Below are 11,580 nucleotides of genomic sequence, written 5' to 3'. Positions count from 1 at the left end.
AGTGCTCGACATCCTCCTGACCCAGGCACCGGAGCCGCCGGTGCAGGTGCCGTCGGTCGACTACAACGCCGTGCTCCCGGTGCTGATCATCTTCGGCGCGGCGTGCGTCAGCGTGCTGGTCGAGGCGTTCGCCTCGAAGCGCTCGCGGTTCGGCGTGCAGGTCGGGCTGAGCTTGCTGGCGATCGTCGCCGCGGGCGCCTGGCTGATCAAGTACGCGGTCTCCGACTCGCCGGCGGGCGGCGTGACGACGTTCAGCGGCGCGATCTCGATCGACCGGCCGGCGCTGTTCCTCTGGGGCACGCTGCTGGCGCTGGCGGTCGGCGCGGTGCTGCTCATTTCGGATCGGGTGGTCGAACCGGGCGGCGCGCTCGTCGCCCAGGCCGGCATCCGTCCCGGCACGGTCCAGGACCGCGCCCAGACGGCGACGGTCATGCAGACTGAAGTGTTCCCGCTGACGCTGTTCGCGCTCGGCGGCATGATGGCGTTCTGCGCGGCGAACGACCTGCTGACGATGTTCATCGCGCTGGAAGTGCTTTCCCTGCCGCTGTACCTGATGTGCGGCCTCGCGCGTCGCCGCCGCCTGCTGTCCCAGGAAGCGGCGGTCAAGTACTTCCTGCTGGGTGCGTTCTCCTCGGCGTTCTTCCTGTACGGCCTGGCGCTGCTGTACGGCTACGCGAACTCGGTGAAGCTGGGCGACATCGCGGCCGCGGCGGCGGGTTCGGACCGGTCGGACACGCTGCTGTTCGCCGGGCTGGGACTGCTGGTGGTCGGCCTGCTGTTCAAGGGTTCGGTCGGCCCGTTCCACACGTGGACCCCGGACGTGTACCAGGGAGCGCCGACGCCGGTGACGGCGTTCATGGCGGCGTGCACGAAGGTCGCGGCGTTCGGCGGGATCCTGCGGGTGCTGTCGGTGGCGTTCTCGTCGACTTCGTGGGAGTGGCGAGGGGTCCTCTGGGGCGTGGCGATCATCTCGATGGTGATCGGCGCGGTGCTGGGCCTGACGCAGACGGACGTCAAGCGCATGGTGGCGTACTCGTCGATCGCCCACGCGGGCTTCCTGCTGGTGGGTGCGATCGCGATGACCAAGGACGGGTTGTCGAGCACGCTGTTCTATCTGCTGGCGTACGGCTTCACGACGCTGGCGGCCTTCGGCGTGATCAGCCTGGTCCGGGATTCCTCGGGCGAAGCAACGCACCTCTCGGCGTGGGCCGGGCTGGCCAAGCGGTCGCCCCTGGTGGCGGGCGTCTTCACGTTCTTGCTGCTGGCCTTGGCCGGGATTCCGCTCACGTCCGGGTTCGTGGGGAAGTTCGTGGTGTTCTCGGCGGCGCTGTCGGACGGCATGGCCCCGCTGGTGGTGATCGCCCTGGTGTTCAGCGCGGTGGCAGCGTTCTTCTACTTGCGGGTGATCGTCCTGATGTACTTCTCCGAGCCGGCCGCTGACGGTCCCACGGTCACCATCCCGGGCTTCGGCACGGGAACGGCGATCTTCCTGGGCACGGCGGTGACGCTGGTGCTGGGCCTGGTCCCGGCGTTCGCGCTCGGCTGGGCCGGTTCGGGCGGGTTCGCTTTCTGAGTCTGTCTTTCTTGGGTTTTCTTTCTTCGGGCCGCCACTCTCTCGTTTTCCGGGGGAGTGGCGGCCCTATTTCAGTTTCTGGCTCAGTGTTTTGGGCTCACCGGGCAGAACGCTGATGTAGCCGTCGGCGAGGGCGATCCCGACGCGCCCGGCGGCCAGATCGAGGTAGCTGACGGTCTTGTCTCCGGTGTGGAGCTGCCCAACGCCGTAGTGCGGCTGCTGGAAGAGGGCGTCGAGTTCCTGCGCTTCCCGGCTGCGGGCGGGAGCGTCGTCGAAGACGTCGCTCTCCGGTTGTTTCCGGAAGTCTTCTTGGGGGAGCGAGAAGGGCTTGATGTCCGCGGGCCGGTACCGGGGCAGCTGCGCGACGAGGGCGTCGGCGGGGTGGGTGCCGACGTCGGTGAGTTCGACCTGGTCGTCCCGGCAGACAACGCACACCTTGTCCCGGCCGTTGACGGCTACGAGGACGCCGATTTGTTCGGTGGTGTCCCGGGCGTAGGCGAAGTATTCCTGGGCGGGGTGGCCGATGAGGCGCAGGCGCTCTTCGAAGTCGGGCGTGAAGCCGTCACCTTGGACGAACCCGTAGGGGCTGAGCTCTTCGAAGGCATCCCGGTCGACCCGTTTCGCGGCGGACGGCGGGACGTAGCGCAGTCCTTTGGCCAGGACGGGGTGCGGATCACCGCACCCGACGGAGCGCATGGCGGTGAGGAGGGTGGTCAGCGAGAAGGCGGCCATTATTGTTTTCTGTTCCGGTTTTCCCCGATGACGGGCGGCATGGGCTTTTCGATAAAGCCGCCGAAGGTTTCGTCGGGATCGGGGTTTTGCAAGTAGGGAGCCTTTTTCTTTTCCCGGTCTTCTTCTTTGCCGCCGCGGCCCGCAAGGGGGCCGCCCATGGGCAGGCCGTTGGCGCCACGGGCGCCGGCAGAGCCGCGGCCGGGGTTGGCGCCGGGAAGGCGTTCTTCGGGGAGCCGCGCCCCGGTGCTGCTTCCGGGGCCGGGCTGGTTCACTCGGCTTCCGAGTCCCGAGGTGGGTCCTGGCGTCCCGGGGCGTGCTCCGGTCCCCGTGCCGGTCCCCGTGCCGGTCCCCGTGCCGGTCCCTGTGCCGGTCCCTGTGCCGATTCCTGGAGTTCCGCTTCCGGGCTGGTATCCACCGCTGGCGTATGGCCCGGTCCCCGGCCCGAACCCGCCGGGAAAGTTCGTCCCGGTGCCGGTCAGGTTGCTGACGGGCTGTCCGGTAGGCCCGAACTCGTACCCGCCCTGGGCGGCGGGGAGGACGGGCTTGGGGACGTAGCTGTTGGCGTGGGTGTTCTCGGGGTTCGTGGTGCCGGGCCGAACCTGGTTCTGCTGGTTCTGCTGGGGTTGCGGGTCCTGTTGATGCTGTTGGTCCTGCTGGGTTGCCGCCTGCGTCCGGTTCCCATCCGTGCCGCGGGTTTGTCCGGGCTGAACGGTCTGCCGATCCTGAGCGGGAACCTGCGTCTGCCGGGGATTCCGGGCCCATTCCCCGGTATCGGTGGGCTCGGCTTTCCGTTCGGTGGAGGTGCTCATCGAGACGGGACCGCCGGTGTCGGCGAGCTGCGCGTATTGGGCGGGCATTTGGCCGCCATTGGTTGAGCTGGCGGAGTGGTAGGCGCTGAAGGCATCGATGTTGGCCTGGCTGTCAGCCTGCCACCCGGCAACTTTGGTGTGGTAGGAATCCCAACCCTTGTCACTGATGGCGTGCAGAACATCATCAACCCCCAACGCCGGCGGCTGCGCGGCAACAGGCTTGACGGAGTTCTTGGCAGTACCAAAGGCATCCATCTGAGCCCCAACGGCACTTTGAGCATTGTGAAGATGAACAGCATCATCAGCGGCGGCTTGCACAAGAGGCCGAGTGGCGTCGGCAGCGGCCTCCCCGGCGTCTCCGCGCCAGCCGGACATGGTTTTGGCCCGGAGGGCGCTGATCCGCTGGGCCCGTTCCACCATCCGAGTGGTCAGCTGGCTGGCACCATCATGGGCTGCATCCAGTGACTGAGTGCCTTTCCCGCCGGTGATCTGCTCATAGATCTGGGCGGCGGTCAACGGTCCTTCGGTAACCATAAATTCACCTGGCCCGGAGATTGTTCAACACGGTTGCCGTGACTTCGTGCGCCGCGGCACAAGGGTCCTTCTTACCGACATTGCCTTCGGAGAGGGCTACTGATACATCGACGACCTGCTGATCGCTGGTTCCCAGTGCAATCGCGCAACTGCCCTTAGATCGAAGATCGGCCTGCCCGTACGCGACCGTCGGATACCCATCGATCGGTTCCATCGGAACGAACAGGGGGAAGGATGTCCCCTGCTTCTCGTAAATCGCAGTGAGGCCGCGTTGGTTCTTGGTGTTGTAGATGACCGAGACGGTGGCCTGTGTCACTGATGTCGGATGCCAGAAACAGCTCGGGCCGGCCAGGTCGTTCGGATCTTCCTTCGGTTTCACGTCTGGACCGAGTAGTTCAGCTATCTGTGCGGCGGTGAGAGTGGCACAGGGCTTCTGCTGGAAGTCGGTTGTGTCGATCGGGGTCGCCACCTCGGGCGCGCCTGCATCGGGGAGCCCTGAATGTGGGCCGCCGGTCGGGGAGGTGATCGCCCCTGTGGACGAAGGCGAGGCTGTGCCGTTTTGAGGTGAAGTGCAAGCAGCTACGACGAGCAGTGTCGCACCTAACCCGACCAGGAAGGGGCGCTTCACAGACTGCCTCCGGCTTGCTTGATCTCTATCGAGTGCCTGTCTTCGGCGGTAGCGTATTTGCCAAGCGCTGCCTCGAATTTCGCAGCCATAGCCCGGCAGAACGCCGCGCGTTCATAGAGTGTGGTCGTGAGCGCCGAGCCAGACTGCCGAATCAGCTCAGCGTTGCCTCCGCTCGCGTACTCAAGGCCTGGGCCTTCGGCAGTGGCGATCAGGCGTGCTCGGCTCAGGTCGTCCTGGAACTCATTGGCCAGCTCGTTCCACTCGTGCATCAGCTCACGAAGGGTCTCCTCGTCATACTCGAACCCCGCACCCACATCACCCCCACCCCCGTAAGCCCCGGCAACCGGAACCCCGTTCGGCCCAGGTAGCCGCCAATCCCCGTCCGGGTCGTAAACCGGTCCCTCAACCACGACACACGTCCGTCGTCATCAGCTCTCCCCTAGCTTGCAGTGCGCTCCACCCCGAGCACCCTGCGTATCCGACGCTCCGCACCCTACCAGGGTTCCCACCACGGAAAACCAAGGTCACAAGGGCCGCGGCGGCCCTCTCGGTGCTCTCCCAAGCCGCGGCCCTCGTGACGTCTACGGGGTCGGGGAACAGCTGGTGCGGCCCAATTCCACCGCTCCGCTGAGGCCCGATTCGGGGAGGAAATCAATGCGCAGCATCGTCAAGCCGACACTTCCGTCGCCCGGGAGGTCCTGGATGTTGAACACCGCGTTCGCCAGGACCGTTCCGTCCGGTTTCCGGAGCGGCGACACGTAGCCCACCGGTACCGGGCTCGGCGGGTTCGCGATTCCCGACATCCCGCCGTACGTCCAGTTCGCGCTCGTCTGCCCCGGCGCCCTCTCGCACGTCACCGTGAAGCTCGACAGCCTCACCCGGGGCCCTCCCGCGCGCAGCAGCGCCGACAGCTCGAAGTCCTTGCCCGTCGCCGTCACCTTCGTGTCCGTGCAGGACGACGTGCCGCCGCCGAAGGTGATTTCCGGCTTCGAGACGATCTGGGCCGTTGCGGTTGCCGGGCCGCCGATCGCGCAGTGGCCCTGGGGTGGGATCTCGGCCGTCGTGAACGAAGCCGAGCCGATCTCCGCCGCGCCGGGTTGGGATGCCGAAGCAGCCGAAGTGGCCGTGACTGCCAGGCCCGTCACCACCACCGCCGTGACGATCGTGCTGCGCATCTCGCTGTCCTCCTCGCCGCCGGGAGCGGCCGTGGCCGGCGGCTCCTCCACGGTTGAATATCCGCCCGGCGGGGACGTCCGTTGCGCCCGGAATCTCCGATCACCCTTCCGAGGATCGCGAACCACCCGGTGGGTGACCGTGGCCGGTGTCATGTTCGTCACCGTTTCCGCAGGACAGCGGGTAAACGACCGCGCGGCGTAGCCACTACGCTCAAGGGGCAACCGACCGGTGCACGAGTAGAGCGGAGCCGACGTGTCTGTGCCTTCCCCAGCCCCCGGGGCGGGATCCCTCCCCGCTGCGCCGGGCGGCGCCCTCGACGACCTGCGGGCGTCGGTCGGGCTGCAGATCGCCGACGAAACCCTGCTGCGCTCGATCGCCGGCGGGCTGACCGAGGTCGAGAAGCTGCTGCGCGAGGTCGTCCGCAGTGACGTCCAGGCCGTCAACGACGCCGCGTTGCACCTGGTCGAGGCCGGGGGCAAACGCTTCCGTCCGCTGTTCACCCTCCTGTCGGCGCAGTTCGGGCCGAAGCAGGACGACCACGTGGTGATCGCCGCCGCCGCGGTCGAGCTGGTGCACCTGGCCACGCTCTACCACGACGACGTCATGGACGAGGCCGACATGCGGCGGGGCGCCGAGAGCGTCAACGCCCGCTGGGACAACACCATCGCCATCCTCACCGGCGACTTCCTCTTCGCCCACGCTTCGCGCCTCGTCGCCGACCTCGGCACGGACGCCGCGCGGATCATCGCCGAGACCTTCGGCGAGCTGGTCACCGGCCAGATGCGCGAGACCGTCGGCCCCGGACCGGGTGACGACGCCGTCGCGCACTACCTCACCGTGATCGCGCAGAAGACCGGCTCGCTGATCGCCACCGCCGGCCGCTTCGGCGGCATGATGTCCGGCGCCGCCGAGGAGCACATCCAGGCGCTGCGCCGGTTCGGCGACATCATCGGCACCGCCTTCCAGATCTCCGACGACATCATCGACATCGCGTCGCCGTCCGACGAGCTCGGCAAGGCGCAGGGCACCGACCTGCGCGAAGGCGTCCGGACGCTGCCCATGCTGTACGCGCTGGCCGACCCGGGCACCGACCCCCGCCTGGTGGAGCTGCTGTCCGGCCCGATCGCCGACGACGCGCTCGTGCAGGAGGCGCTGGAGCTGCTGCGCGTCAGTAGCGGACTCGATCGAGCACGCGTCACCCTTTCCGACTACGCTCAGCGCGCGCGAGCCGAGCTCACCGCGCTGCCCGCATCACCCGCCCGGGACGCGTGCGAGTCGGTCGCCGACTACTTGGTTGCGCGGACGCGCTGAGCACTTAACAGGGGCAGGAAAAGATGTCCATATTCGGACAGGTCTGGCTGTGGAGCCTCGCCGCGTTCTTCGTCGGCGTCCTCCTCACCTGGCTGGTGCTCGTGCTGCCGCTCCGCAAGAGCGTCCGCCGGCTGGAGAGCTCGCTGGCGCAGGCCCACGCTGACGCCGCGCGCACCCCCGCGAACGCGGCCGCGATGAGCGGCACCGAGACGTTCCGGCGACCGGAGCCGCGGCCCGAGCCGGAGCCCTCCCGCCAGGAGACGTCCTACCCGGGCACCCTGGTCGCCGCGCCGCCGATCCACCGCGACGACATCCACGACGACATCGACGAGGACTTCGCGGAGCTGGACGCGCAGGTGCCGTTGCGGATGCCGCCGACCGAGCCGTTCGTTCCCCCGCCGGGATCAGAGCTCGCGGAAGACGACTCGTACCGGAGCGCGGCCACTCAGTTCCTGACGACGGACGACGAGCCGGAGCCGGAGCCGGAGCCGGACAGCGCCACCGCGACCCAGTACCTGGCCCCGGTCGGGAATTCGTTCGACGACGACGAGGAGCCCGAGTCGCCGGCGTTGTCGCGGCTCGAGCAGAAGCTCGACCCGGGCCCGGGCTCGCTGTTCCAGCCGCCGTCCGGCGAGGCGACGCCGGACTGGTTCGACCACGAGCCGCCGTCCGAGCGGTCGGCGTTCGAAGAGCCGGTGGAGCGCACGCGCTACATCGGCGAGCACCCCGGTTCGGTGCGTGACGAGGAACCCGACGCCGAGCCGCCGCAGTACGCGTTCGGCGGCGACATCGCCGAAAGCGAGCTGGACGTGCCACCGGAGACCCCCGCCGAAGCAACGCAGGTGCTGCCGAAGCGGCAGCCGCGGGAAGCGGTGCGCGGCGGGTTCGACGCGCCGCAGCCGATCCAGCCGTCGATGCGCACGGTCGAGCGCCGCGAGCCCGACCTGTCCGGCGGCCACAGCGGCTCGCTGTTCGAGCCGTCGGTGCAGCCGAACCAGGCGGCGGCCACCGGCGTCGTGGCGCCGGAGCCGCCCCCGGCCCGTCAGGCGGCGGGCGACTCGGTCCCGCCGGGCCCGTTCGGCCCCGGTTCGGCGATGCCGCGCCCGGGTGGCGGGGCACCCAGCGACGGCTTCGCGGTGAAGGCCAGCGTCACGGCTTTGCGGTACTGCACCGAGGAATCGGCGCAGTTCCCGAAGATGGTCGCCGAGGTCTGGTTCCGGACGGCGGAGGACGCCGAACGCGTCGGGTTCCGGCCGCTCAGCTGAGTTCCTGGAACAGGACGAGCGCGGCGCCGCCGGGATCGGTGACCACCACCAGGGAGCCGAACGGCAGGTCGGTGCGCTCGCGCACGAGCGTTCCGCCCAGCTCCAGCGCTTTCGCCGCGGCGGCGTCCACATCGGACACCGGCGCGTAGGGCAGCCACTGCGGGGCCCGGTCGTCGCCCGGGGCCAGCTCGGTGAGGCCGCCCCAGGGTGCGCCGCCGGCCGTCAGCAGCGGGCCGTCCGCCTCCCAGCCCAGCAACTCGGCGAAGAACCGCTTGCTGCCCGCCGCGTCGGCGGTGCGGACGTCGAAGAACACGAAGGGTGATTCAGGTCGCATGGCCTAAAACTTAGGACAAGTGTCCCAACGAAGGCAACCCCGAAAACGCCGAAGGCCGCCATGCACCGGGCATGGCGGCCTTCGGGAGCAGCGGGGTTACGCGACCGTCCAGGTGTCCTTGCCGCGCAGCAGGCCCTGCAGGTCCGGCGTGCGGGCCGCGCGGGCCTCCTCGACCTGGGCGCGGGCGCCGTCGTCGTACGTCGGGCGCTCGACCTGGCGGAGGATGCCCGTCGGGACGTGGTTGAGGTTCTGGTCGCCCAGGCGCGACAGCGCGAACGCGTACGACGTGTCCGTGATCGCCGGGTCGTGCACCACGATGTTGTCTTCGCCGATGTCCGCGACCTTGGCGACGTCCAGGCCGCCCCAGTCGCCGCGCTTGACGCCGAACTCCTGGTTCGGGCCGAAGCGGATCGGCTCGCCGGCGCGCAACGGGATCAGCCGGGCGGCGGCCTCGTCGGCGTCCTTGAGGACGTCGAACGCACCGTCGTTGAAGATCGGGCAGTTCTGGTAGATCTCGACCAGCGCCGAGCCGCGGTGCTGCGCCGCCGCCTGCAGGACCTCGGTCAGGCCCTTGCGGTCGGAGTCCATCGCCCGGCCCACGAACGACGCCTCCGCGCCGATCGCCAGCGACAGCGGGTTGAACGGCGTGTCCACCGAACCCATCGGGGTCGACTTGGTGACCATGCCCTGCCCGGACGTCGGGGAGTACTGGCCCTTGGTCAGCCCGTAGATCCGGTTGTTGAACAGCAGGATCTTGATGTTCACGTTGCGGCGCAACGCGTGGATCAGGTGGTTGCCGCCGATGGACAGCGCGTCGCCGTCACCGGTGACGACCCACACCGACAGGTCCGGCCGCGTGGTGGCCAGCCCGGTCGCGATCGACGGCGCGCGGCCGTGGATCGAGTGCATGCCGTAGGTGTTGAGGTAGTACGGGAACCGCGACGAGCAGCCGATGCCCGAGATGAACACGATGTTTTCGCGCTTGAGGCCGAGGGTCGGCAGGAAGGACTGGACCGCGTTGAGGACGACGTAGTCGCCGCAACCGGGACACCAGCGGACTTCCTGGTCCGACTTGTAGTCCTTGGCCTTCTGCGGCTCGTCGGTGGTGGGCACAAGGTCCAGGCCGCCGAGGTTGGGTGTCCCCAAGTCGATTGCGGTCATTCTGCCGCCTCCGTAGTAACGCCGGTGATGATCTCCGAGAACAGGTTCTGCAGCTCTTCGGCCTTGAACGCCATTCCGGCGACCTTGGTGTGCGAGTGGATGTCCACCAGGTACTTCGCCCGCAGCAGCATCGACAGCTGGCCGAGGTTCATCTCCGGCACCACGACCTTGTCGTAGCTGCGCAGGATGTCGCCGAGGTTGGCCGGCAGCGGGTTGAGGTGCCGCAGGTGCGCCTGCGCGATCGGCAGGCCGAGCTTGCGCACGCGACGGCAGGCCGCGCCGATCGGGCCGAACGAGCTGCCCCAGCCGAGCGCGAGCACGCGGGCCTTGCCGCCGCTCGGGTCGTCCACGACGAGATCGGGGACGTCGATGCCGTCGACCTTCGCCTGCCGCAGCCGGACCATCTTGTCGTGGTTGACCGGGTCGTAGGAGATGTGGCCGGTCTTGTCGGCCTTCTCCAGCCCGCCGATCCGGTGCTGCAGCCCGGGGGTGCCCGGAACCGCCCACGCGCGGGCGAGGGTTTCGGGGTCGCGGACATACGGCCAGAACTCGCCGGAGTCGTTGTCCGCGTTGGGTTCGGTCGCGAACTCGACCCGCAGGTCGGGCAGGTCGTCGACGTCCGGAATGAGCCACGGCTCGGAGCCGTTCGCGATGGCGCCGTCCGAGAGCAGCAGCACCGGGGTGCGGTACTTCAGCGCGATCCGGGTCGCTTCGACGGCCGCGTCGAAGCAGTCCGCCGGCGACAGCGGCGCGACGATCGGGACGGGCGATTCGCCGTTGCGGCCGAACATCGCCTGCAGCAGGTCCGCCTGCTCGGTCTTGGTCGGCAGGCCGGTGGACGGGCCGCCGCGCTGGACGTCGATGACGACCAGCGGCAGCTCCACCATCACGCCGAGGCCGACGGCTTCGGACTTCAGCGCGACACCCGGCCCGGACGTCGAGGTGACGCCGAGCGCGCCGCCGTAGGACGCGCCGAGCGCGGCGCCGATGCCGGCGATCTCGTCTTCGGCCTGGAAGGTGATGATGCCGAAGTTCTTGTGCTTGGACAGCTCGTGGAGGATGTCCGACGCCGGGGTGATCGGGTACGTGCCGAGCAGGATCTGCAGCCCGGACCGCTGTCCGGCAGCGACCAGCCCATAGGCGAGCGCGGTGTTGCCGGTGATCTGCCGGTAGGTGCCCTGCTTCAGCTTCGCCGGGGCGACCTGGAACGTCGTCGCGAACGATTCGGTGGTCTCGCCGTAGTTCCAGCCCGCGCGGAAGGCCAGGATGTTCGCCTCGGCGATGTCCGGCTTCTTCGCGAACTTCTCGCGCAGGAACCGCTCGGTGCCCTCGGTCGGCCGGTGGTACATCCACGACAGCAGGCCGAGCGCGAACATGTTCTTGCAGCGCTCGGCGTCCTTCTTGCCGAGGCCGGTCTCCGCGAGCGCGCCCTGGGTCAGGGTCGACATGGCGACCCGGTGCACCTGGTACGCCTCGAGCGTGTCGTCCTCCAGCGGGTCGCTCGCGTAGCCGACCTTGGTGAGGTTGCGCTTGATGAAGTCGTCGGTGTTGAGGATGATCGTGCCGCCGTGCGGGACGTCGGCGAGGTTCGCCTTGAGCGCGGCCGGGTTCATCGCCACCAGCACGTCCGGCCGGTCGCCGGGGGTGAGGATGTCGTAGTCGGCGAAGTGCACCTGGAAGCTGGAGACGCCGGGGATGGTGCCCTGTGGCGCGCGGATCTCGGCGGGGAAGTTGGGCATCGTCGACAGGTCGTTGCCGAACGCGGCGGCTTCGGACGTGAAGCGGTCGCCGGTCAGCTGCATGCCGTCACCGGAGTCGCCGGCGAACCGGATGACCACCCGGTCCAGCTTGCTGACCTCGGTCGGCCTGGTTGCGGCGAGCGAGCCGTGACCAGCGCCGTTGCCGTTCGCACTCGTGCTCATGGGTCAGGGATTCCCTCTCTCCCGACGGTACGGCTTCCGTTCGCCTGCCGGTGCCGCGGCTGCGTTCACCAGGTCTACTCCCGAGGTTAGCTCGCCCTCAACACCGATGTTGGCGGTGTCCCGGCTGTTGGGCGA

11 protein-coding genes are annotated in these 11,580 nt (G+C 68.8%); 3 read left to right on the top strand and 8 right to left on the bottom strand.

What is annotated here, in order from left to right:
- Window position 1 precedes the first annotated feature (1 nt).
- Window positions 2-1,573: an NADH-quinone oxidoreductase subunit NuoN gene (gene nuoN / locus AB0F52_RS29120; protein ID WP_360177799.1), complete on the top strand. Its 1,572-nt coding sequence runs from the start codon at window positions 2-4 to the stop codon at window positions 1,571-1,573.
- A gap of 66 nt (window positions 1,574-1,639) precedes the next feature.
- On the opposite strand, the gene AB0F52_RS29115 is transcribed toward nuoN, so the two are convergent.
- The 5 genes from AB0F52_RS29115 to AB0F52_RS29095 all read right to left on the bottom strand — a co-directional run bounded on the left by AB0F52_RS29115 (window position 1,640) and on the right by AB0F52_RS29095 (window position 5,604).
- Window positions 1,640-2,305 (bottom strand): ESX secretion-associated protein EspG, encoded by a 666-nt coding sequence (locus tag AB0F52_RS29115; RefSeq protein ID WP_360177796.1) that lies wholly within the window; start codon window positions 2,303-2,305, stop codon window positions 1,640-1,642.
- Window positions 2,305-3,648, bottom strand: a complete 1,344-nt coding sequence (locus AB0F52_RS29110) for a hypothetical protein (protein WP_360177793.1) — start codon at window positions 3,646-3,648, stop codon at window positions 2,305-2,307. Before AB0F52_RS29110 ends, AB0F52_RS29115 begins: the two co-directional genes overlap by 1 nt.
- A 4-nt stretch (window positions 3,649-3,652) precedes the next feature.
- Complete coding sequence (locus AB0F52_RS29105) at window positions 3,653-4,276, bottom strand: DUF3558 domain-containing protein (protein ID WP_360177790.1); 624 nt, start codon at window positions 4,274-4,276, stop codon at window positions 3,653-3,655.
- Window positions 4,273-4,590 (bottom strand): hypothetical protein, encoded by a 318-nt coding sequence (locus tag AB0F52_RS29100; RefSeq protein ID WP_360177787.1) that lies wholly within the window; start codon window positions 4,588-4,590, stop codon window positions 4,273-4,275. The genes AB0F52_RS29105 and AB0F52_RS29100 overlap by 4 nt, the downstream gene beginning before the upstream one ends.
- 267 nt (window positions 4,591-4,857) lie before the next feature.
- On the bottom strand, window positions 4,858-5,604 hold the full coding sequence (locus tag AB0F52_RS29095) for a hypothetical protein (RefSeq protein WP_360177784.1): 747 nt from the start codon (window positions 5,602-5,604) through the stop codon (window positions 4,858-4,860).
- A gap of 106 nt (window positions 5,605-5,710) precedes the next feature.
- On the opposite strand from AB0F52_RS29095, the gene AB0F52_RS29090 reads away from it, so the two are divergent.
- Together AB0F52_RS29090 and AB0F52_RS29085 are read left to right on the top strand one after the other, a co-directional pair.
- The gene (locus tag AB0F52_RS29090) at window positions 5,711-6,763 is read left to right on the top strand and encodes a polyprenyl synthetase family protein (protein ID WP_103337340.1); all 1,053 of its coding nucleotides are present in this window, start codon (window positions 5,711-5,713) and stop codon (window positions 6,761-6,763) included.
- 23 nt (window positions 6,764-6,786) lie between these two features.
- Entirely contained in the window at window positions 6,787-8,028 is a 1,242-nt protein-coding gene (locus AB0F52_RS29085; protein ID WP_360177781.1) for a hypothetical protein, read from the top strand.
- Here the strand turns inward: AB0F52_RS29085 and AB0F52_RS29080 are convergent.
- The 3 genes from AB0F52_RS29080 to AB0F52_RS29070 all read right to left on the bottom strand — a co-directional run bounded on the left by AB0F52_RS29080 (window position 8,021) and on the right by AB0F52_RS29070 (window position 11,445).
- Window positions 8,021-8,362 carry a VOC family protein gene (locus AB0F52_RS29080; RefSeq protein ID WP_233225660.1) on the bottom strand — a complete coding sequence of 114 codons (342 nt, stop codon included), beginning with the start codon at window positions 8,360-8,362 and terminating at the stop codon, window positions 8,021-8,023. The genes AB0F52_RS29085 and AB0F52_RS29080 overlap by 8 nt on opposite strands.
- A 96-nt stretch (window positions 8,363-8,458) precedes the next feature.
- Window positions 8,459-9,523 (bottom strand): 2-oxoacid:ferredoxin oxidoreductase subunit beta, encoded by a 1,065-nt coding sequence (locus AB0F52_RS29075; protein ID WP_360177778.1) that lies wholly within the window; start codon window positions 9,521-9,523, stop codon window positions 8,459-8,461.
- A complete protein-coding gene (locus AB0F52_RS29070; RefSeq protein ID WP_360177775.1) occupies window positions 9,520-11,445 on the bottom strand; it encodes a 2-oxoacid:acceptor oxidoreductase subunit alpha in 1,926 nt (641 codons plus the stop codon). The genes AB0F52_RS29075 and AB0F52_RS29070 overlap by 4 nt, the downstream gene beginning before the upstream one ends.
- Window positions 11,446-11,580: the final 135 nt, after the last annotated feature.

This window comes from Amycolatopsis sp. NPDC024027 (assembly GCF_040638975.1).
GTDB lineage: Bacteria > Actinomycetota > Actinomycetes > Mycobacteriales > Pseudonocardiaceae > Amycolatopsis.
The sequence above is the reverse complement of the archived record's forward strand: the minus strand, read 5'-3'. Positions and strand labels throughout refer to the sequence as shown.